At 69.4% G+C, this 20,136-nt stretch carries 20 protein-coding genes; 10 read left to right on the forward strand and 10 right to left on the reverse strand.

Annotated elements, in window-relative coordinates; translation table 11 throughout:
- Positions 1 to 22: 22 nt before the first annotated feature.
- From ACI2K4_RS01925 to ACI2K4_RS01935, 3 genes are read right to left on the reverse strand one after another with little or no spacing between them, the layout of a single operon-like run.
- Complete coding sequence (locus tag ACI2K4_RS01925; RefSeq protein ID WP_404507996.1) at positions 23 to 2,014, reverse strand: hypothetical protein; 1,992 nt, start codon at positions 2,012 to 2,014, stop codon at positions 23 to 25.
- The gene (locus tag ACI2K4_RS01930) at positions 2,011 to 3,168 is read right to left on the reverse strand and encodes a purine phosphorylase (RefSeq protein WP_404507997.1); all 1,158 of its coding nucleotides are present in this window, start codon (positions 3,166 to 3,168) and stop codon (positions 2,011 to 2,013) included. The genes ACI2K4_RS01925 and ACI2K4_RS01930 overlap by 4 nt, the downstream gene beginning before the upstream one ends.
- Positions 3,165 to 3,893: an NrtR DNA-binding winged helix domain-containing protein gene (locus ACI2K4_RS01935; protein WP_404507998.1), complete on the reverse strand. Its 729-nt coding sequence runs from the start codon at positions 3,891 to 3,893 to the stop codon at positions 3,165 to 3,167. The genes ACI2K4_RS01930 and ACI2K4_RS01935 overlap by 4 nt, the downstream gene beginning before the upstream one ends.
- 173 nt (positions 3,894 to 4,066) lie before the next feature.
- Here ACI2K4_RS01935 and ACI2K4_RS01940 point away from each other — a divergent pair, with 173 nt between their 5' ends.
- Positions 4,067 to 5,413, forward strand: a complete 1,347-nt coding sequence (locus tag ACI2K4_RS01940) for a hypothetical protein (protein ID WP_404507999.1) — start codon at positions 4,067 to 4,069, stop codon at positions 5,411 to 5,413.
- 111 nt (positions 5,414 to 5,524) lie between these two features.
- Here ACI2K4_RS01940 and ACI2K4_RS01945 read toward each other — a convergent pair whose 3' ends face one another.
- Positions 5,525 to 6,502, reverse strand: a complete 978-nt coding sequence (locus ACI2K4_RS01945) for a GlxA family transcriptional regulator (protein WP_404508000.1) — start codon at positions 6,500 to 6,502, stop codon at positions 5,525 to 5,527.
- Between the two features lie 137 nt (positions 6,503 to 6,639).
- Between ACI2K4_RS01945 and ACI2K4_RS01950 the strand changes: the two genes are divergently transcribed.
- Entirely contained in the window at positions 6,640 to 7,278 is a 639-nt protein-coding gene (locus tag ACI2K4_RS01950) for an HD domain-containing protein (protein ID WP_404508001.1), read from the forward strand.
- A 35-nt stretch (positions 7,279 to 7,313) separates the two neighbouring features.
- On the opposite strand, the gene ACI2K4_RS01955 is transcribed toward ACI2K4_RS01950, so the two are convergent.
- The gene (locus ACI2K4_RS01955) at positions 7,314 to 8,519 is read right to left on the reverse strand and encodes a low temperature requirement protein A (RefSeq protein ID WP_404508002.1); all 1,206 of its coding nucleotides are present in this window, start codon (positions 8,517 to 8,519) and stop codon (positions 7,314 to 7,316) included.
- A gap of 293 nt (positions 8,520 to 8,812) precedes the next feature.
- Between ACI2K4_RS01955 and ACI2K4_RS01960 the strand changes: the two genes are divergently transcribed.
- The 6 genes from ACI2K4_RS01960 (at position 8,813) to ACI2K4_RS01985 (ending at position 15,699) form a co-directional block, all read left to right on the forward strand.
- Entirely contained in the window at positions 8,813 to 10,096 is a 1,284-nt protein-coding gene (locus ACI2K4_RS01960) for an ABC transporter substrate-binding protein (RefSeq protein ID WP_404508003.1), read from the forward strand.
- 80 nt (positions 10,097 to 10,176) lie between these two features.
- Entirely contained in the window at positions 10,177 to 11,154 is a 978-nt protein-coding gene (locus tag ACI2K4_RS01965) for a carbohydrate ABC transporter permease (protein WP_404509150.1), read from the forward strand.
- Entirely contained in the window at positions 11,154 to 11,993 is an 840-nt protein-coding gene (locus ACI2K4_RS01970; protein ID WP_404508004.1) for a carbohydrate ABC transporter permease, read from the forward strand. The genes ACI2K4_RS01965 and ACI2K4_RS01970 overlap by 1 nt, the downstream gene beginning before the upstream one ends.
- Before the next feature lie 6 nt (positions 11,994 to 11,999).
- Positions 12,000 to 13,208, forward strand: coding sequence for an ABC transporter ATP-binding protein (locus tag ACI2K4_RS01975; protein WP_404508005.1), 1,209 nt, complete (start codon positions 12,000 to 12,002; stop codon positions 13,206 to 13,208).
- 163 nt (positions 13,209 to 13,371) lie between these two features.
- Complete coding sequence (locus ACI2K4_RS01980) at positions 13,372 to 14,256, forward strand: DMT family transporter (protein ID WP_404508006.1); 885 nt, start codon at positions 13,372 to 13,374, stop codon at positions 14,254 to 14,256.
- Between the two features lie 147 nt (positions 14,257 to 14,403).
- Positions 14,404 to 15,699 carry a cellulose-binding protein gene (locus ACI2K4_RS01985; protein WP_404508007.1) on the forward strand — a complete coding sequence of 432 codons (1,296 nt, stop codon included), beginning with the start codon at positions 14,404 to 14,406 and terminating at the stop codon, positions 15,697 to 15,699.
- A gap of 113 nt (positions 15,700 to 15,812) precedes the next feature.
- Here ACI2K4_RS01985 and ACI2K4_RS01990 read toward each other — a convergent pair whose 3' ends face one another.
- From ACI2K4_RS01990 to ACI2K4_RS02010, 5 genes are all read right to left on the reverse strand, one after another.
- On the reverse strand, positions 15,813 to 16,274 hold the full coding sequence (locus ACI2K4_RS01990; RefSeq protein ID WP_404508008.1) for an Hsp20/alpha crystallin family protein: 462 nt from the start codon (positions 16,272 to 16,274) through the stop codon (positions 15,813 to 15,815).
- 225 nt (positions 16,275 to 16,499) lie between these two features.
- The gene (locus ACI2K4_RS01995; protein ID WP_404508009.1) at positions 16,500 to 16,763 is read right to left on the reverse strand and encodes a hypothetical protein; all 264 of its coding nucleotides are present in this window, start codon (positions 16,761 to 16,763) and stop codon (positions 16,500 to 16,502) included.
- Between the two features lie 61 nt (positions 16,764 to 16,824).
- Positions 16,825 to 18,126 (reverse strand): NAD(P)/FAD-dependent oxidoreductase, encoded by a 1,302-nt coding sequence (locus ACI2K4_RS02000; protein ID WP_404508011.1) that lies wholly within the window; start codon positions 18,124 to 18,126, stop codon positions 16,825 to 16,827.
- Between the two features lie 96 nt (positions 18,127 to 18,222).
- Complete coding sequence (locus ACI2K4_RS02005) at positions 18,223 to 18,519, reverse strand: hypothetical protein (protein WP_404508012.1); 297 nt, start codon at positions 18,517 to 18,519, stop codon at positions 18,223 to 18,225.
- Positions 18,504 to 18,803 carry a hypothetical protein gene (locus ACI2K4_RS02010; protein WP_404508013.1) on the reverse strand — a complete coding sequence of 100 codons (300 nt, stop codon included), beginning with the start codon at positions 18,801 to 18,803 and terminating at the stop codon, positions 18,504 to 18,506. Before ACI2K4_RS02010 ends, ACI2K4_RS02005 begins: the two co-directional genes overlap by 16 nt.
- A gap of 268 nt (positions 18,804 to 19,071) precedes the next feature.
- Between ACI2K4_RS02010 and ACI2K4_RS02015 the strand changes: the two genes are divergently transcribed.
- Complete coding sequence (locus tag ACI2K4_RS02015) at positions 19,072 to 19,842, forward strand: DUF5753 domain-containing protein (RefSeq protein WP_404508015.1); 771 nt, start codon at positions 19,072 to 19,074, stop codon at positions 19,840 to 19,842.
- Entirely contained in the window at positions 19,833 to 20,021 is a 189-nt protein-coding gene (locus ACI2K4_RS02020; RefSeq protein ID WP_404508016.1) for a DUF397 domain-containing protein, read from the forward strand. Before ACI2K4_RS02015 ends, ACI2K4_RS02020 begins: the two co-directional genes overlap by 10 nt.
- The last annotated feature ends 115 nt before the right edge of the window (positions 20,022 to 20,136 follow it).

Consider the following 20,136-nt stretch of genomic DNA (forward strand, 5'->3'; position numbering starts at 1 on the left):
CGTTGAGTCGACGTACCGCTGACTAGTCGAGTAGGTCGCGAATGGTGCTCGTCAGATTCGCGAGCTTCTCGTCGGCGCGGTGGCGTCGATGTTTGACCCACTCCTTGCCTTCGGCGGCAACGCCCTCAAGGACGTGCAGCGTGTGATTGAGCCCGGAGGCGTCCAGGGACAGTTCGGCAATCCTGATCGGGTTCTCGTCGTGCTGGAGCGTCTCGTTGTCGGGTTCGCTTACCCGGATGGAGATGGGTTCCCCGTTGAAAAGAGTGAGCTCGAAGGTCTGCTGTTGGGTGGCGATGCCGTCGACCCGAACGGCGGCGACGGCGTCGAAGCGATAGTTGAGTCGTTGGGTGGTGCGGCTCCCGGCGGTTTCGAAGTCGAGATCGATGTTGACCTGCCGAACCCCGTCGTCGCTGAGTAGGAACAGCAGCAGGCGGTAGCGGGAGTACCGCCACGGTCCCTGTGGGTACCGGGCCTTCTTGCACGAGGGTGCGGGCGCCTCGATGAAGGCGTGGGCGATCACGTGGCTGGGCCGGAGTCGGCACTGTCGCATGGCCTGGTCGACCAGGACTTTGCGGTCGCCTTCCAGCCAGGCGGCCATCTGTGTGTCCGATGGCTTGTCGGCCAGCCTGCGGCACCACCGGTGGTACGCCGCCCATCGGGCACTCTCCTTGTCAGCTCGTTCCGTCAGGTCGTCCACCACCCTGCGTCGTTCGGCGACGATCCGGAATGACGAGCGCACTGTCGGCACCGCGCATATCGCCGCGAGCAAGACCCAGAGCGTGCCGGGCAGGGGATCGCTCGCCACGACAGCGGGAACGGCCCAGAGGCTTCCGGTGGCGAGGAGAGCCAGTCCCCCGATGTATAGGGCGGTGGTCCTGATGGGGGTGCGCAGTTGCTGGCGGTACGCCGTCAGCGTGTTTCGTTCCCACTGCGTTCGGACATCGCCCACCAGATGACGGACGAGCCAGGCGATTCGGTCAGCGGGCATCCGCTCTTCCCGGTAGAGCTCGACCACCTCGTCGCGCAGGTGCCGCTGGATTCCCGCTGTCTGGGCGCGCCAGTAGGTCCTGTCGGTTCCCCTGGGGACGTACCGGCTGAAGTAGCGGTCGAAGAGCCGGTCCACCTTTCGGGCGAAGCCCCCCGGCGGCGCCTCTCGTCTCCGTTGCTCGGGTGGGCGGATCTGTGCTTCCTTCGCGCGTAGCCGTGAAACCCGGTAGTGCCGGTCCGCCCCGCCGACGCAGAACGCGGCCAGTCCGGCCAGCCCGGCGGTCAGGGCAAGGAACGAATCAAGCGTGCCCCGTGCTGCCACCAGCACGGTTATCTGCACCACCGCGAGGGTGAAGACAGCCGCGCCGGCGCCGACGGAGAGTCGGTCGCGGAGCGAGACAGCGGCGGGCCGTACCTCTCGAGTCCGGGGCTGTGCGGGTGTGGGATGGAAGAACTTCCAGACCCGGTTGAACCGATCCTCCGCTGTGCGCTGCGAAACCGCCAGGGAGACAGACTTCCGCCACATCTCCTCTTGCATCGCGCCATCGAGCAGCGCCTCGAGATGGCCGTAGATCCCGTCGCGCTGACGGCGGCCCAGCGCGTCGATCTCCTTGACCACAAGATCCGTCTCAGCGGTGCTGACGGGGGCCAGGAGACGAAGAATGACCCTCAGGCCCGCGGTCCACTCGTCATCGTTCTCGAGGTCGGGCACGCTGGCGCAGATGGCGGTGAGCCGGTCCAGCTCCTCGGGAGCGAGTTGGCGCAGGGTGCGCTCGCTCAACAGCGCGATGAGCCGGTAGAACTGGACCTCGGTGGTGATGTACCCCTCGGCGATTGCCTGCTCGATCAGCTTGCGCGCCTGATCACGGACCCGACCGTCAAGGTACTTCAGCGCGAAGGCGAACACCTCCCTCGGACTGGAGCCCGGCGGCAGACGGTAGAAGTTGACATCGCCGTGGACCACGCCCGCCTGTATGTCGACGTGCGCATCTCGTTGAGCGACGTTGGTCGCGGTTGGGATCGTCATGGCATGCTCCGCACCACGGCGATGATCGCCGCAAGCTGCGCCCCGAGCCCAGCCACGTCTGCTACCAGGCCCCGCAACCGTTTGAGCGCCATCATCAGGCCGCTCTTCTTTTCAAGTGTGCTTGCCGAAACGCATTCCGTCGCCACCTCCAGTTCCGACTCGGCCGCGGCGTAGGTCTCCTCGTCCAGTTCTCCGTCGAGGTGGGCCTGCTTGATGTGAGTTCGCAGATCCGCGATGCTCGCCGCCAGGTCGGTCGGTTGTTCGGCACCGGCGCCGACGGTGATGTTGCCGTAGATGTGCCCGGCCTGTACCCCGACGCGGGCGTTTCCGGTGGCGATGTTGCGGTTGGTCATCGGCATTGTTGAGCTCCCGTCCCGGGCCGCGCCGCCTTGGCTGGTCGGTCCGTCGATGATGAGTTCTCGCGCGAGGGCGGTGGCGAACGCGGCGGCGTGAAGTGCGGCCTTCGGTTGCCAGTTCTGTCCGTCGGTGGTGGTCTTGCTGCCGTCGGCGTGGTCGCTGATGCCGCGTACGACCACCACGGGCAGGGCACGGTTGAGGTGGCCGGCTTGGGCCACACCGGCCGCTTCCATCTCGATCGCCACGGCGTCGTTGTAGTGCTGGCGGATCCAGCGGGCCTGTTCGGATAACCCCGAGTCCTGTACGATCTCGCCTGCGGCGATCGGCCCGAAATGGACGGCAGGAGTTGAGCCTGCGGGAAGACCCCGGCGCCACGCGGTGGACCTGGCGACGTGCTGGGCGACCTGGTCGGCCTCGTGAGGGATCTCCCAAGCCTTTGGCCGGGCCTTGAGGCCGTCGTCCTCGCTGGTGCCGCCGTGGTAGGCATAGATCTTGCTCGCGACGACGACGTCGCCGAGCCGGATGTTGGGCCACAGACCACCGGCAACCCCCACGAACAGCACGGCGACCGGGGAGAATTCGGCCATTGCCCGTTCGGCGAGCACCGCGGCAGGATGATTGCCCTTGCCAACCAGCCCCAGCGCGATCCGGCAGTCGCTCTGGTCGAGCCGGCCGACCTCGAAGCGGGTGCCGGCCGGGTGTCGGCGCGTCCGAAGGCCGGTCAACTGGTCGCGGACCGCTTCGTATTCGAGGTTCAGCGCCGTGAGGATCACGACGAGACCGCTGTTTGTGCTCATGCTGTCTCCTTGTCTGCCTGGCCATCGGGTCGAACCATTGGAGGGTGGAGAGTCGCGCGGGGTCCGGGGCGAAACAGTCGAGCGGGACGCCCTCCCTCGGTCCTGCGACTCTGGCCGGCGGGAACGATGAAGCCGTCCACGCTCTGCACTTTTCGGTAGAAGTTCCGTGCGTCGAGCGGCACGCCCCATACCGCTTCGTAGACGTCCTGGAGCTCCGCGATCGTGAAAGTCGGACCGCAGAATGCGGTGGCAAGCGCCGAGCGCTCCAATTTCTCCCGCGCCCGGTCAACGCCGTCGGTCAAGATCTGCTCATGGTCGAAGGCGAGCCGTATGTCACCGGACAGGGCTCGCGCCACCGGAGTCCAGGACGCCTGTGACGCGTCGGTCCCGGCGACCGGCTCGGGCAGCCGGGGGGCGATGGCGAGGTAAGCCGCGGAGATCACCCGCCCCCGCGGGTCACGGTCGGGCGCACCGTAGAGCCCAATCTGTTCGAGGTGCAACTCATCCGGTCCCAAGCCAGCCTCCTCGGCGAGTTCCCGGTGGGCGGCCGCTGGGAGGTCCTCCTGGTCGTGGTTGAGAAATCCGCCGGGCAGGGCCAGAGCGCCGCGGTACGGCTCGATCCCACGCTCGATCAACAACACCTGAAGGCGGGACTCCCGCAGGGTGAGGATGACGAGGTCCACCGCAAGGAGGACGCTCGGCGGCACCCAAGGATCGTCAGACATGGATCGACCATAGACTTACTGTCACTTTGACAGGAAGCCCACTGAGTGTCGGATTTCAGCACCGCGTACGCGGATTGGCTTCGCCCCGAAGCTTGACTACGGTCAAGAGCCCAAACTCGTACGCCATCACCGCCTTGCACCGGTTGATGCCCGATCACCCGCAGGAGCCCCTGATGAGCGAAGAGCGTGTGGCCGAACTGATCCGGCGGACTGATCCGGGCGACGGTCCGGCCCTGCCAGACGGGTACGCCGAGCGGCTGGCCACGGCCGGACGACGGAACGTACGGCGCCGTCGCGCGGTCGGCGCCTCGATCGCGGTCGTGCTGCTGCTCGCCGTCGGCGTGCTCGGGTTCCGGCCGCTGCCGCCCGACCCGCCCCGACCGTCCGGAGCCGGTGACTCGGCCAGCCTGCCCGATCGGCTGGCGCCGTATTCGTTCCGTACCGGCACGATCGGCGACGACCCGTTGGACCGGGCGATCATGATTTTCAAGTACGGCAGCGGCGAGACGGTGAACCTCTGGCAGTCGCTGGCGATCGGCGCGAACGGCAACAGCTACCGGCAGCTCGACGAGGTGGACCCGGGTACGCCCTGGCTGCTCACCGCCGACGGCCGCAACGTCGTCATGGTCGACCCGAGCGGCGTCACCGACACCTTCACGGTGCTGGAACTCGCCACCGGGGTACGGCGGCAGCTCCGGCTGCCGAGAATGGCCGTCGCGCTGCTCGCCACCTCCCCGGACGGCCGCTACGTCGCCTACTCGGCGGTGCCGTTCCAGGGGCGTCCCTCGGTCATAGGCGAGGCCGAACAGACCGCCCGCGAACAGGGCACGCTCACCATCCTCGACCTGGTCGACGGGCGTACCACCGCCCTGGCCGGGGTGGCTCCGGCCTCGGCGGCGTCGTTCTCCCCGGACGGGGCGTCGTTGGCCGTGCAACTGGGCGCGGAGACCTGGATCGTCGGCCGGGACGGGCAGCGGCAGCGACGGGTGGCCGTGCCCCGGGGCCACGTGCTGGTGCCCCGGGTGGCCTGGTCACCGGATGGTCGGCTGCTCGCGATCCGGCGCGACGAGCAGAGCCGCTGGTCCGACACCTCGGGCACCGTCGACCCGTACGAAATCCGCTTCGCCGACGCCACTGCGGGTGCCGATGCCGACGCGGGTGCCTCGACCGGGTCCGTGCTGCCGCCGCCGGTCTCGGCCGAGGAACTGCTCGGCTGGCGTTCGCCCGACCAGCTTGTCGCCCTCGCGCTCGACGGCATAACCGAGCTCTCCCTGACCGGCGCCGCACCGGTCCTGCTGACCCGACGCGACCAGGGACGCAGTTGCGAGTACCGGATGCAGCCGTGCATGACCCTCGAAATCCGGGTCGCCACCGCGCTGCTGCCCGATCTGACCGTACGCCGGGGGGACGATCCCGACCGGGGGCGCTGGCCGGCGCCGGTCCGGCAGGTCGCGGCGGTGGCGACGCTGCTGGGGGTCGGGCTGGTGACCCTGGTGGTCTGGCGGCGACGGTCCAGGTAGCGGAGCCGCCCAGCGTGGACGGTCGATGGTCGGCCAGGACGGTTGCTGGTCTGTGCGGATCGGATGGTGGTCGGCCAGGATGGTTGGTGGTCTGTGCGGATCGGATCGTGGTCAGCGTGGACGGACGGTGGTGCCGAACCGGCGCCGGTAGGTGGCCGGCGGCACGCCCAGGTGGGTGACGAAGGCCCGGCGCAGGTTCTCGTCGCTGCCGAAACCGCTGCGCGCGGCGGCCGAGGTGACGGTGTGGCCGGCGTCCAGCAGGTTCTGCGCGGCTTCGAGGCGGAGACGCTCGATGTGCCGCGCCGGCGTGGTGCCCAGTTCCCGCTGGAACAGCCGGCTCAGGTGGCGCGGGCTGACCCCGGCGACGGCGGCGAGTTCCGGGACCGAGTAGTTGCCGGCCGGGTCGGCGGCGACGGTGTCGAGCAGTTCACGCAGTGGCTCGTGACGTGGCCTGGGGGTCCGTGACGGCGCGGAGAACTGGGACTGTCCGCCGGGCCGTTGCAGGAACACCACCAGGGACCGGGCCACCTCCCGGCTCGGTCCGGGACCGTGGTCGGCCTCGACCAGGGCCAGGGCGAGGTCGATCCCGGCGGTGACGCCGGCCGAGCTGGCGATCGGTCCGTCGGTGACGTAGATGGCGTCCGGCTCGACGGCGACCCGGGGATACCGTCGGGCCAGCGTCGCGGCGTGCCGCCAGTGGGTGGTGGCGCGACGGCCGTCGAGCAACCCGGTCGCGGCGAGCAGGAATGCGCCGGTGCAGACGGAGACGACCCGGGGGGTGGAGCGGGCCAGTTCAGTGGCCGCCGTCACGAGACCGGGATCGAGGCCGGCCACCGCCAGTGCGTCGGCGCCCGGGAGGAGCACGGTGTCGAGACCGGTCGCGTCGGCGACGGCGGCGTCCGCGGTGAGTCGCAGGCCGGTCGACGAGCGTACGGGGCCGCCGTCGGGGGAGTAGAGGGTCACCTCGTACCGGGCGCCGTACCGGTTCGCCTCGACGAAGACCTCGGCCGGACCGGCGACGTCGAGCAGGGTGACGCCGGGGAAGACGAGCACGCCGACTCGGTGGGTCGAAGTTGATCTTTCCGTCATCGTACTGTCACCTTCGGTGATGTCCTGATCCGTGGTCAGTATGGCCCGAAGGACATGGTGGCTGGTCGGCGAGGCGGACGAGAGTGGCGCACGACCCAGGGACGTGAGTCCCGTGCTCCGATCACGAGGAGAAACCGATGGCCGAGCGCATCGCCGGGATCGAGATCCCGGACAGCCGCCTGGTCGGCGAGGCGACCGACCTGGTACGGGAAACCGCGCCCGCACTGCTGTTCCACCATTCCCGCCGGGTCTACCTCTTCGGCATGCTCCAGGGGCGGCGTCGGGGCCTGCACCCGGACCCGGAGCTGCTCTACGTCGGGGCGATGTTCCACGACCTCGGTCTGACCGACCGCTACCGGACCAAGGACCAGCGTTTCGAGGTCGACGGTGCCGACGAGGCCCGCCGTTTCCTTGTCGTGCACGGGGTCGACGCCGACTCCGTACGCAAGGTCTGGACCGGCATCGCCCTGCACACCACCCCGGGCATCCCCGAGTTCATGGAACCCGAGGTCGCCCTGGTCACCGCCGGGGTGGAGACCGACGTGCTAGGCATCGGCCACCAGGATCTCGACCCGGCGGAGATCGCCGCCGTCACCGAGGCCCATCCCCGGCCGGACTTCAAGCGGCAGATCCTGGCCGCGTTCACCGACGGGTTCCGCGACCGCCCGGAGACCACCTTCGGAACCGTCAACGCCGACGTGCTCGCGCACTTCGTACCGGGCTTCACCCGTACCGACTTCGTCGAGGTAATCGAGAACAACGCCTGGCCCGAGTAACCCCCTCCGGTGTAAGGAAGGGCCCCTTATTAACGCTATGCGTTAATAAGGGGCCCTTCCTTACACCGGAACCGTTCGTGGGCGGTGACCACCAGCAGGAGCGCGGTGACGAGGCCGAGGGCGGCCAGCGCGGGCAGATGCCGTCCGGCCGGCAGCAGGAGCAGGGCCGCGACCAACGCGACGGGTTGGGACCACGGGACCGACCGGACGGCGGTCCAGAGGAAGAGCGGACGGCCGGCGAGGTAGAGGATCGCGCCGCCGTACAGCGCGATGGTCGACGGCCAGTCCAGGGTGTCACCGGCGAAGTGGTCGGGCCGGTCGTGGGCCAGGTGCGCGACCACCTGTTCCACGCCGAGCGCCAGGTAGATGATTCCGGTGATCAGCAGCAGGTAGGCCAGGCCGTACCCGTCGGCGGCGATCCGGTCGCGTCGCGGTGCCTCCGCGCCAGCCAGCGCGCGGGCGACGACCACCCCGACGTTCTCGAAGAACAGCCGCCACAGGCAGACCGTCGCGATGAAGGCCAGCAGCGCCGCCACCAGGACCGGCGGCCGGGTGACCGCCGCCCCGGCCCCCGCTCCCACCGAGATCAGCGACTCGCCGAGTGCGATGATCAACGCCAGGTTGTGCCGCTCGCTGAAGTGCCGGGGACTCCGTAACCGCCAACCTCCGACGGTGGCGTACGAGATGCGCTGCCCACCGATGTCGATGACCAGCGAGGTCAGCCAGAGCAGGGTCTGCGCGGTCCCGCCGTGGAGCGCGCCGAGGACGAACGGGATCCAGGCGAGGACGATCGGGATCGCGATCACCCGCAGGCCCGTACGCATCGCCGGGTCGTTCGCGGTGGCCAGGTAGTAGAGGACGAACTGTACGGCCCGGAGCGTGATGTAGGCGACGACCAGGATCAGCGGCGCGGCCATCGAGCCGGCCGAGGTGTGCCAGGCGCTCGGGATCACCAGCGCGGCCACGAACAAAGCGGCCATCGCCAGCAGCGTGCCGCCGCGGATCAGCCCGACGTCCGCCCGTGCCCGATTGCTCAACCAGGTGTACGCGCCCCAGGAGAACCAGAGCAGCAGGAGCAGGACGACACCCCGCCCCATGCTCGTGAAGCTGGGCGGATGGCCCATGAAGGCGATGATCCGGGTGAGGGCGAAGACGAAGACGAGGTCGAAGAAGATCTCGAACGGGGTCGCGCGATGGTCCTCGACGCTGGTCGGCACCACCCGGGGCCGGAAGAACCTCATCGGCCGCCCTCCGTCATGGCCGTGGCCGTTCCCGTCCACCCGGCGGGCAAACCCCGCGCCGGGTACCGGCCCGACCGACCCCGGTGTCCGGAATGTTTCGGGAGCTCGGCCCGGGGGCAGTGGAGTCGCGCGACCGCGTCTCACCGGCCCGTCGCGGTTCACGGCCGGGAACGGTGTCGCTTCGCCGTGCGCCGGGCCCGCGTCGTGGTGCCCCGGCCGTCGTGGAAGGAGGGGGTACGCGATGAGTGGTCACAGTGGTGCGACAGCCGATCGGGCCGGTACGGGGTGCTGGCATGAGTAACCTCGACCGGCCCCGATCCGGGCGGTTCCGATTTGGCGCCGCAGCCGTCGGGCTGGCGCTGCTGGCCCCGTTGGTGGCCTGCGGCTCCGGTGACGGCGGTGACGGCGGGGTCCCCACCGTCAACCTCTACTACCCGCCGGAGCAGAACCTCCAGAAGGTGGTTGACGACTGTAACGCCCAGGCCGGCGGGCGCTACCGGATCGCGTACCGGATTCTGCCCCGGGCCGCCGACGACCAGCGGGTGCAACTGGTCCGCCGGCTCGCCGCCGAGGACAGCGGGATGGACGTACTCGGGCTGGACGTGACCTGGACCCAGGAGTTCGCCAGCGCCGGTTGGCTGCGCGAGTGGACCGGCGAGCGGCGGGCCGAGGCGGAACGCGGCACGCTGGCCGGGCCGCTGGAGACGGCCAGGTACGAGGAGAAGCTCTACGCCGCGCCGAAGAACACCAACGTGCAACTGCTCTGGTACCGCTCCGACCTGGTGCCGAACCCACCCCGTACCTGGGACGAGATGATCGGGGTCGCGCAACAGCTCAGGGCGAGCGGACAGCCGTACCGGGTGATCACCATGGGGGCCCAGTACGAGGGCCTGGTGGTGCTCTACAACACGCTGGTCGCCAGTGCCGGCGGGCAGATCCTCAGCGACGACGGCGGCAGGGCGGTCTTCGACGACGGGGCGGTCCGGGCCCTGGAGGTGCTGCGGCGCTTCGCCACCGCGGGCGTCACCACCCCGTCGTTCTCGAACACGATCGAGGACCAGGCGCGGCTGGAGTTCCAGTCCGGGGCGGGCGCCTTCCAGATCAACTGGCCGTTTGTCTATCCGGCGATGCAGGAGGCCGACCCGGAGCTGGCCAAGAAGGTCAAGTGGGCGCGTTACCCCGGGGTGGACCCGCAGACCCCGAGCAGGGTCACCATCGGCGGGGTCAACCTCGCGGTCAGCCGCTACTCCCGGCACCCGGCCGAGTCGTTCGCGGCGGCGGCCTGCCTGCGCAGTCCGGAGCACCAGAAGTTCTCCGCGATCAACGACGGCGTACCGCCGACGATCGAGAGCGTCTACGCCGAACCGGAGATGGCCGACGCGTACCCGATGCGCGACACCATTCTGGAGGAGCTGAAGGACGCCGCCACCCGGCCCCGCAGCCCGGCCTACCAGAACATCTCCACCGTGCTGTCGGCGACGCTCTCCCCGCCGTCGAACATCCGCCCCGCCGAGACCGCCGACCGGCTGCGCAAGGCGGCGCAGGACGCGCTGGAATCAAAGGGGGTACTGCCGTGAGCACCGAGCCCACCGGCACACCACCGCCCGACCGGGCAACCCCGTCGACCACGCGGACGCCGTCGACCACGTCGACCCCGTTGACCACGCCGGCCCCGCCCACCGCGTCAACCGCGTCAACCGCGTCAACCGCGTCAACCGCGTCGATTCCGAGGCAGCGCGGTGGCAAGGCGCCACTGAGCGAGGGGAAGCGGGCCGAACGTCGGCTGGCCTGGCTGCTCTGCGCCCCGGCCGCGTTCGTGATGCTCGCGGTCACCGCGTACCCGATTCTTTACTCGGTCTGGCTGTCCTTGCAGCGCTTCGACCTCAAGTTTCCCGACCAGCGGGAGTTCGTCGGTCTGGCCAACTATGCCACCGTGCTGAGCAACGAGTACTGGTGGACCGCGTTCGGCGTGACCATGCTGATCACCGTCGTGACGGTCGCGGTCGAGCTGGTGCTCGGCATGGGACTGGCCATCGTGATGCACCGGACCATCGTCGGGCGCGGGCTGGTCCGCACCTCGGCCCTGATCCCGTACGGGATCGTCACGGTTGTCGCCGCCTTCTCCTGGCGGTACGCCTGGACGCCCGGCACCGGCTACCTCGCAACCCTCTTCGGTGAGGGAGCGCCGTTGACCGAGCGGGCCAGCGCGCTCGCGATCATCATGCTGGCCGAGATCTGGAAGACCACCCCGTTCATGGCGTTGCTGCTGATGGCCGGGCTGGCCCTGGTCCCCGAGGATCTGCTGAAGGCGGCCTCGACGGACGGCGCCACCGGGTGGCAGCGGTTCACCAAGGTGATGCTGCCGGTGATGAAGCCGGCGATCCTGGTGGCGCTGCTGTTCCGGACCCTGGACGCGTTCCGGGTGTTCGACAACATCTTCGTGCTGACCGCCGGGTCGAGCGAGACCTCGTCGGTGTCGATGCTGGCGTACAACAACCTGATGCGTGGGCTGAACCTCGGCATCGGCTCGACCATGTCGGTGCTCATCTTCCTGACCGTGGCGGTCATCGCGTTCGTCTTCGTGAAGCTGTTCGGCACCGCTGCCCCGGGCAGCGACGACGAGGGGAGGCGCTGATGGCCGCCGCCGACACCACCGCGCGGGCGAAGTGGCGCTGGGGCGTACTGGACCTGATCGTGGTGGTTTTCGCGCTGGTCCCGGTGCTCTGGATCGCGTCGCTGTCGTTCAAGACCACGGCCACCCTCACCGACGGTAACTTCGTGCCGCGCGAGTGGACCCTGGACAACTACCGGACCATCTTTGCCACCGACCAGTTCGTCCGGGCGCTGGTCAACTCGATCGGCATCGCGCTGATCGCCACCGTGATCGCGGTGGTGCTCGGCACGATGGCCGCGTACGCGGTCGCCCGGCTGGACTTCCCCGGCAAGAAGCTGCTGGTCGGGGTCTCCCTGCTGATCGCGATGTTCCCGCAGGTGTCACTGGTCTCGCCGCTGTTCGAGATCGAGCGGTCGCTCGGGCTCTTCGACACCTGGCCGGGGCTGATCCTGCCGTACATCACCTTCGCCCTGCCGCTGGCGATCTACACGCTCTCGGCGTTCTTCAAGCAGATCCCGTGGGACCTGGAGAAGGCGGCGAAGATGGACGGCGCCACCCAGGGACAGGCGTTCCGGCGGGTGATCGCGCCGTTGGCCGCGCCGGGGGTGTTCACCACCGCGATCCTGGTCTTCATCTTCTGCTGGAACGACTTCCTCTTCGCGATCTCGCTCACCTCCACCGAGCGGTCCCGCACGGTGCCGGTGGCGCTCTCCTTCTTCACCGGCGAGTCGCAGTTCGAGGACCCGACCGGGGCGATCTGCGCCGCCGCCGTCGTGATCACCATTCCGATCATTCTGTTCGTGCTGTTCTTCCAGCGTCGCATCGTGTCCGGGCTGACCTCCGGCGCAGTCAAGGGGTGAGTTGTTGTGGCTGACATCGTGCTGGACAAGGTGAGCAAGCGGTTCCCGGACGGGACCGTGGCGGTCCACGACGTGGACCTGGAGATCGCCGACGGCGAGTTCGTGATCCTGGTCGGCCCGTCGGGCTGCGGCAAGTCGACCACCCTGAACATGATCGCCGGGCTGGAGGACATCAGCGGCGGTGAGCTGCGCATCGGCGGCCAGCGGGTCAACGACAAGGCGCCCCGGGACCGGGACATCGCGATGGTGTTCCAGTCGTACGCCCTCTACCCGAACATGACCGTACGGGAGAACATGGCGTTCCCGTTGAAGCTGGCGAAGCTGGACCGGGCCACCATCGACCAGAAGGTCTCCGAGGCGGCCCGGGTGCTGGAACTGACCGCCCTGCTGGACCGCAAGCCGGCGAACCTCTCCGGTGGCCAGCGGCAACGGGTCGCGATGGGTCGGGCCATCGTGCGCAGCCCGAAGGCGTTCCTGATGGACGAGCCGCTCTCCAACCTGGACGCGAAACTGCGGGTGCAGATGCGTACGGTGGTGTCCCGGTTGCAGAAGCGCCTCGGTACGACCACCGTCTACGTGACCCACGACCAGACCGAGGCGATGACGCTCGGCGACCGGGTGGTGATCATGCGGGCCGGTGCCGTACAGCAGGTCGGCCCGCCGCAGGAGCTCTACGACCACCCGGCGAACCTCTTTGTCGCCGGGTTCGTCGGCTCGCCCTCGATGAACTTCCTGCACGCCGTGGTCGCCGACGGCGGGTTGCGCACCGCGATCGGCGACCTGCCGCTGGGCGACCGGCTCCGCCGGGAGTTGGAGGCGGAGAACGCTCCCCGGGAGCTGATCCTCGGCATCCGTCCGGAGCACTTCGAGGACGCGGCCCTGGTCGACGACGACACCCGGGCGCGGGGTACGGAGTTCGAGGCGCCGGTCGAGATCGTCGAGTCGATGGGCTCGGACAAGTACGTCTACCTGACCGTCGAGGGGGAGCGGGCCAGCGCGGCGGAGTTGGAGGAGTTGGCGGCCGATGTCGGCGCGGAGGATCTGGGCGGGTCGGGGGCGAACCTGGTGACCCGGCTGTCGGCGGAGTCGACGGTGGCCGAGGGGGAGAACCGCCGGATCTGGTGCAACCTGGAGAAGATCCACCTGTTCGACCCGGCCGACGGGCGCAACCTCACCCTGCGCGAGGGCCGCTCCGCCGGAGCCCTCACTTCCTGACCAGCACCCCTCGTGATCGTGAAGAGTTCGGCTCGCCCGGACCGGCCGAACTCTTCGTGATCACGGCGGCCCTCCGGCCAACTGGCCACGCGGGGCATCGCTGATCACGTAGCGTGACTCGTGTGCGTACGGGATCGGGGTGGCCTGTCGTGAGTGACCACCCGTGACCCCGCTGGCGGTCGTGCTCGCCCTCGGTGCCGCCGCCTGCTTCGCCCTGGGTGCCGCGCTGCAACAGCGGGCCGCCCGGCAGGAGAAACCGCACCACACCTTCGACCCCCGCCTGTTCATGCGCCTGCTGCGCCGCCGGAGCTGGCTGTTCGGCAAGATCCCCGACATCACCGGCACCCTGCTCCAGGCCATCGCGCTCCGGTACGGACCGCTGACGCTGGTCCAGCCGCTGCTGATCAGCGGCATGTTCCTGGCCATCCCGCTGGAGGCGGCGCTGGACCGCAGGCGCCCGCACCCCCGGGACGTCATCGCGGTCACCTGCTGCGTGGTCGGACTCGGAGCCTTCCTCGTCGTCGCCCGGCCGAGGCCCGGTGTGGCCGAGCCGTCGATGCCGGCATGGTTGGGGGTGGGGGCCGGCGCCGGGCTGGTGGTGGTGCTCTGTCTCGCGCTCGCCCACCGGGCCACCAGCGCGCTGCGCGGAACCCTGCTCGGGGTGGCGACCGGGATCTTCTACGCCGGGGTGGCGGTGCTGCTCAAGGCGTTCACCGGCCGGCTCTTCGCCGACCCGTGGGCGGCGCTCACCGACTGGCACCTCTGGGCCCTGGTGCTGGTCGGGCTCGGCGGGGTGATGTTGAACCAGAACGCCTTCCAGAACGGGCCGCTCGCCGCGCCGCTGACCGCGATCACCCTGGTCGACCCGGTGACCAGCGTGGTGATCGGGGTGACCGCGTTCCACGAGACGCTCTCGATCGGCGGGTTGCGACTGCTGGTCGAGATCCCCGCCGTACTGGCCATGATCTTCGGGATCTGGTTGGCCAGCACCCGGCCCGGCGGGCGGGGCGGCTGCGGCGAGACGCCCGGACCCCGTCCGGAGGAATGAGGCCGACCGAAAGCCTTTCGGCTGGATGGTCAGGTCGGCAGAGCCTTGCCGAAAAGGTTTTCGTAGTTCATCGTGACCTGGGTACGTCAAGTGGGGGTGAATCTGGGTCCAAGAGATCGATCATCATCTATGTAAGGAGGTTCAGTGATGAACCGATGGCTCACCGCCGTCGTGCCGGTCGCCCTCGGCGGGCTGATCGCCGGGCTGGTCGTCACCGTGGGAGCGGCCCAGGCCGCCCCGGGCGACAACCTCGCCTGGACCGCGACCGCCAGCGCCTCGTACACCTCGCCCTGGGAGAGCGTCGGCGCGATCCGGGACGGGGTCGACCCGCCCAGGTCGAACGACACCGCGAACCCGCGCTGGGGCACCTGGCCCAACCAGGGCACCCAGTGGGTCGAGCTGACCTGGACCAGCGCCCAGACCGTACGGGCGGTCGAGGTCTACTTCTTCGACGACAACGGCGGCGTACGGCTGCCGGCCTCGTGGCGGGTGCAGATCCCCAGCGGCGGCGGCTACGCCGACGTCGCCGGGGCGAGCGGGTACCCGACCGTGGTCGACCGCTACAACCTGGCCACCTTCACCGCCGTCACCGTCACCCGACTGCGGATCACACTCCAGAGCGGCGCCGGATCGGTCGGACTGCTGGAGGTCAAGGCGCACGCCCAGCCGCCCGGCGGCGGACCGACCACGCCGCCACCGACCAGCGGCTGGAACCCACCGGCCAACCTGGTGACCGGCATCAACGAGGTCTGGGCCCACCAGGAAAGCACCTACCCCAACCTGTACGGCTTCCGTAACTACGGCTGGGACCAGGTCTTCGCCAACCGGGGCAGCCTCAACTTCTGCGTCCGGTGGGACTCGCCGGCCAGCGTCACCGCGACCCAGCGCGACCAGATCCACGCCGCGCTCGCCCGACAGTACAAGAAGTGGATCGACGTGATGGTCGGCCACAACAACTGGCCGTACGCCACCGTGCCGATCAAGGTGGTCGGCTGGGCGGTCCGCGACCGGGCCCAGTTGCAGTGGTCGGACACCTCGGTCGACATCTACGTCAACAACATCCGGGAGAACGCCCCGCAGTGCGCCGAGCCGTGCGGGCGCTTCTTCAACCAGAACGGGCAGTATCCCAACTGTCCCGGTGGTGCCGCCCGCCACTACGACCAGTCGCTCTGGCTCACCGCCGGGTTCGGCGGCGGGGCCGGCGGCGACTGGGGTCAGCGGATGGGCAGCGAGTACTTCATGAACAACATCAACGCCGAGAACATGCACATCTTCCTGCACGAGGTCGGCCACACCTTCGGTCTCGACGACTTCTACGACTGGACCCCGACCGGCGTCGGCGGCTTCCTGATGAAGGCCGGCAGCGCCAGCTCGATCACCGAGTTCGACCGGTGGATGTTCCGCGACTGGTGGCGCCACCTCAAGAGCAGGTACGGCTACTGACCGCTGTCTGTCTTCCCGTACCGGTCCGACGGGTCTCGCGGGCGCACCGCCCGCGAGACCCACGGATGCCCCGCGTGCCGGACCCGGTGCATCCGGCCGCTCGGGCGAGCCGGTCAGGACCGGTCGACGGTGACGGTGTCGGTGCTGGAGCCGGTAAGGGCCTTACCGTCGGCCGTGCCGATCGGAATTCGGCGGGGCTTGGCCTGTTCGGCGACCGGGATGGTGAGGGTCAGCACGCCGTCCTGCCAGGTGGCGCTGATCCGGTCGAGGTCGAGGCCGTCGCCCAGGGTAAGTCTGCGCTCGAAGGTGCCGGTGGCCCGCTCGCGCCGTACCCACTGCACCTCGCTGTCGGTACGCGCGCTGCGCTCGGCCCGGATGGTCAGGGCCCTGCCGTCGACGTTGACGTCCACGGAGCCGGGGTCGACACCGGCGAGGTCGCAGTGCAGCACGAAGTGGTCACCGGACCGGTAGAGATCCATCGGCATCGCCATGGTCGCGGCACCGCCACCGGCGGGACCGAAGACCTGACCGGCCAGACGGTCGAACTCGCGGAACGGATCGAAAGTCAGCACCACGCCAACCACCTCCTCAAGACTGCCTGCCGGCGGGTCCGGCAAGCGTGTGGCGCTCGGATTCCGAGGTCGCGGCCTGCCCGGGAGCGTTGGTCTGTCATCGCCCTGGGCAGGTGCGACAGTTATTTTTTTAGCACTCACTGGCCATGAGTGCCAAGTGGTTCGGCGAAGATTCCGGTGCGGATTGTGGCTCGGCCGAGGACCCGGGGCCGTCCCGCCGGACCTCGTTCACGAGGTGACCGAGGTGGGACGCTGGTGGCCGAAGGGGACCGGTTTGTCGTCCTTGTCGAGCACCTCTGCCGCGCTGGCCGAGTTCACCCACACGGTGACGCCCTGGTCGTGCATGACCACGTTGAACGGGGTCTGCTCGGCCGCCGTGTCGGCCACCACCGTCAGCGTCTCTCCGGGGCGCAGCCAGTAGTCGGCACCCCACGGCTCGACCCACAGACCGAGCTTGCGCCCGCTCTCGTTGCTCACGTCCATTTTCGACATCGCAGCACCTTAGCGGGGTACGCCGAGCGCGGGGACGGGCGGTGGTGGCGACAGTGTCTGCTCAACCGGTGGCAGAACGCCGTGTGGGGCGTGGGTGAGCGCGGCGACGTGGCCGGAGCCGACGACGCAGGTCGGCGGCGGCGACTCGGGCGAGGCTACCAGCGCCGATCAGGCGCAGCAGGTTGCCCGGCGATCGGAACTGGGCCATCGGGATCACTCCGGCGAAGACGCCGAGTAGCTGGTCGATGCCGTCCTGGCGCCCCTGGAGCGCGGCGAACAGCAGCCTCTCCGCCGCACCGGCCGGTCGGAACGCGGCAAGGTCGAGAGTGAGGTCGTACATCGGGGTCGCCGCCTCGTCCCGGGCCCTTCGGTAGCCGGCCAGACTGGCATTGATTCGGCCGCCGCTGTCCAATCCGGCCACGATCGCGTCGACCAGGAGTTCGGCGTCCCGGAACGCGTTACCGATGCCCTGCCCGGTGATGGGATCCAGGACCAGGCCCGCGTCACCGACCAGCGCCCATCCCGGGCCGTGCGGCAACCGGAACATGTTCGGCACGTCCGGCGTGGTCCGGAACCGCTCGGCCCGCTCGCCGGCCCGCACCCGCGCGCCGAGATCACCGCAGCCGTCCAGCGTGTGCAGATACCGCCCCTCGATATCCGCCCGAAAGGCGGGAAAGTCGCCGGCCGGACCGGACACGTACACCATGGTCAGATCGTCGTTGGTCGGAAACACCGCCACCGTCCGCCCCGGCCGTTGATACAGCTCACCTGTCGGCAGGTCGACCCCGGACCAGTAGGTGTAACAGGCGAACGTCGAGGGCGGCCGCTGCCGATAGCTGGCCGCCGCCACCGCCTCGGCCACCATCGAATGCTTGCCGTCGGCCCCGACCACCAGCGACGCCAGCTCGGTGACCTGCCCGCCGCCGCGCTGTCGGCCCCGGATCCCGACCACCCGATCCTGATCCCACACCAGCTCGTCAACGTCAAAGCCCTCACGGACCTCAGCGCCCGACCCGCGAGCGGTGTCGACCAGCATCGCGTCGAGTCGGGTACGACGTGGGCTGTACAGGGCGGACGCTCCGTCGTACGTCGGGTAGCGGCCGGTCAGCACCACCTCGCCCGGATCCAGCCGGATCTCCCGGGTCGGCGGCGCCCCGGTCGCGGTCAACCGGTCGAGCAGTCCCCAACGACGCAAACGCGCGACCCCGGGGACCTGCACCTGGTGCGATGACAGGGTGTCGCTCGGAAATCTTGCCCGGTCCACCGCCAGCACCCGCAGGCCACGGCGGGCCAGCAGCAGTGCGGTCGCGGCACCGGCCACCCGGCTGCCCACCACAATGACGTCGTACCGCTGTGCGGACATCAGCGCCACCTCCAAGCCCACCGAAGCACGGCACCACCTCGCCGGGGCCGTGACAAACTGCCCCGGCAGTACACATCCCGGTGGCCGCGATGTCGATCAGTGTCTTCGCACCGGCACCCACCCCATGAAGCGCTGGAAGATCGCCCGAGGGTCCGGCGGGTCGCCCAGCCCCGGGTCGATCGCGGACAGATCGGTCAGGGCTTCGACGAAGAGCGGCGCGAGGTAGAGGTTCAGGGCGAGCGTCCGGCCCTTGAACCCCGCGAGCAGGTCCAGTCGGGCGTCGGCGCACGGCCACGGGTGGGCGTCGATCCGGCAGATCCAGAGTTCCGGTATGGGTGTGTGTTGGGCGACCGGGTCCGGATTCGGCGTCGGCCCGTTCACAGCGGCGGACACGGCACACATCCGAACGCGCACGGGGGCGGGCGGTAGCCGGGGAGAGCGTTGGTCCGGACGACGCCGACCCACTTCGTGTCCGCGTACCCCTCGGGCCCCAGCGCGACGCCGACCAGGGCGACCCAGTTGGCGCGACCGAGGGCGACCGGTACGGGATAGTGCGTGACCCGCAGTGTCAGAGGCTCGGAGCCGTCCGGCCACTCGAACGGGCCGTGGCCCCTCATGTAGCTCGTGTGGTCGACGGTGAACACGTCGCCGACCTGGAGCAGAGGTTTATCCGACATGGCAGCCCCCTTCGTGGAACGCGCGGCAGGCCGCGAGCGGCCGGAACCAGCCCGTCCACGGTCGACGGAACGCAGACAATGCGACACCTCCTCGGCTCTGGAAGGGGTGCTCCCGCCCTCTTCCGGGAGCACCCCCGCTGACGCGGCCGGCGGGCTCGAACCTCCACCGGCCACGCCGCTCGAAATAACCCTGTCCCGGGTAGTGGAGCAAATACACAGCGTTGCTGTAGGTTCTCGCTTTGTTCGGAACGTCCACTCAGGAGGCGCAATGAACCACGTGTTACAGGTCGCCATGGTCGAGGTGGGGGAGACGGCGGAGTCGCTTGCCGCCCAGGTAGGGGTCGACCCGAAGACGGCCGCTCGGTGGATCAACCCGGGGCGCATCCCTCGGCCGAGACGACGGGCGCAGATCGCGGAGATCCTTCGGCGGGACATTGGGGACCTTTGGCCGGACGTCCTGAAACGTAAGGAGCCCGTCTGGTTCCGGCAGTGGGCGGACATCGAGCGGGAGGCCGCCGCGTTACGTACCTTCGAACTGTCCTGGATTCCGGGGCTGTTCCAAACCGAGGCGTACGCGCGGGCCACGCTGGCGGGCGAGGCGTTCACCCCGGGCGAGGTCGAGGACCTTGTCGCCGGCCGGATCGCCCGGCAGGTCATCCTGCACCGGGAGCGCCCGCCGCTGCTGATCGCCGTCATCGACGCGAGCGTGCTGTTCCGGTCCGCCTACGGGAACCGGGGACTGATGCGCGACCAGTGTCTCCGCCTGGCGGAATGTGCCGAGTTGTCCTCCGTCCAGGTGCACGTCGTGCCCCTCGGCGTCGGCATGTATCCGGGCCTGGGTGGCCCCTTCGCCATCGCCGACCTGCCGGACGGCGGCCGGCGGATGGCGCACGTCGACAGCCAGGCGCCCGCGCAGTTTCTGGACCAACCGGAGGACATTGCTACCCTTGACCGACGGTGGGAACGCATCCGGGGGGAGGCACTACCCCGAGCGCAATCCCTAGATCTGATCAGGGAAGCGGCGACATCATGGACGTGACCGGCGCGCGCTGGCGCAAGAGCACCAAGAGCGGCAACAACGGCGGTAACTGCGTCGAGGTCGCGGACAATCTTCCGGGCGTCGTGCTCGTCCGTGACAGCAAGGACCGTGACGGCGCCACCCTGGGCTTCGGTCCGGAGGCGTGGCGCGAGTTCGTCGGGCTGGCAAAGCGGCACTGAACGCTCGTAACGGCGTCCCGGCCGGTGGTCACCCACGACCATCCCGGCCCGGGGCGCCGTTGTCGTCCTCGCTCGCGGGGTAGCGCCCTGCCCTGCCGTACCGGTGCCCGTGTCA

The organism is Micromonospora sp. NPDC050397 (assembly GCF_044901685.1).
GTDB lineage: Bacteria > Actinomycetota > Actinomycetes > Mycobacteriales > Micromonosporaceae > Micromonospora_G.

Bases quoted from the DNA above. Each gene is read 5' to 3' on its own strand.
- ACI2K4_RS01945 (WP_404508000.1), bottom strand. From the start codon at position 6,502: ATGACGGAAAGATCAACTTCGACCCACCGAGTCGGCGTGCTCGTCTTC.
- ACI2K4_RS01955 (WP_404508002.1), bottom strand. From the start codon at position 8,519: ATGAGGTTCTTCCGGCCCCGGGTGGTGCCGACCAGCGTCGAGGACCAT.
- ACI2K4_RS01960 (WP_404508003.1), top strand. From the start codon at position 8,813: ATGAGTAACCTCGACCGGCCCCGATCCGGGCGGTTCCGATTTGGCGCC.
- ACI2K4_RS02015 (WP_404508015.1), top strand. From the start codon at position 19,072: ATGAACCACGTGTTACAGGTCGCCATGGTCGAGGTGGGGGAGACGGCG.
- ACI2K4_RS02020 (WP_404508016.1), top strand. From the start codon at position 19,833: ATGGACGTGACCGGCGCGCGCTGGCGCAAGAGCACCAAGAGCGGCAAC.
- ACI2K4_RS01950 (WP_404508001.1), top strand. From the start codon at position 6,640: ATGGCCGAGCGCATCGCCGGGATCGAGATCCCGGACAGCCGCCTGGTC.
- ACI2K4_RS01970 (WP_404508004.1), top strand. From the start codon at position 11,154: ATGGCCGCCGCCGACACCACCGCGCGGGCGAAGTGGCGCTGGGGCGTA.
- ACI2K4_RS01930 (WP_404507997.1), bottom strand. From the start codon at position 3,168: ATGAGCACAAACAGCGGTCTCGTCGTGATCCTCACGGCGCTGAACCTC.
- ACI2K4_RS02010 (WP_404508013.1), bottom strand. From the start codon at position 18,803: ATGTCGGATAAACCTCTGCTCCAGGTCGGCGACGTGTTCACCGTCGAC.
- ACI2K4_RS01940 (WP_404507999.1), top strand. From the start codon at position 4,067: ATGAGCGAAGAGCGTGTGGCCGAACTGATCCGGCGGACTGATCCGGGC.
- ACI2K4_RS01925 (WP_404507996.1), bottom strand. From the start codon at position 2,014: ATGACGATCCCAACCGCGACCAACGTCGCTCAACGAGATGCGCACGTC.
- ACI2K4_RS01935 (WP_404507998.1), bottom strand. From the start codon at position 3,893: ATGTCTGACGATCCTTGGGTGCCGCCGAGCGTCCTCCTTGCGGTGGAC.
- ACI2K4_RS02000 (WP_404508011.1), bottom strand. From the start codon at position 18,126: ATGTCCGCACAGCGGTACGACGTCATTGTGGTGGGCAGCCGGGTGGCC.
- ACI2K4_RS01995 (WP_404508009.1), bottom strand. From the start codon at position 16,763: ATGTCGAAAATGGACGTGAGCAACGAGAGCGGGCGCAAGCTCGGTCTG.
- ACI2K4_RS01985 (WP_404508007.1), top strand. From the start codon at position 14,404: ATGAACCGATGGCTCACCGCCGTCGTGCCGGTCGCCCTCGGCGGGCTG.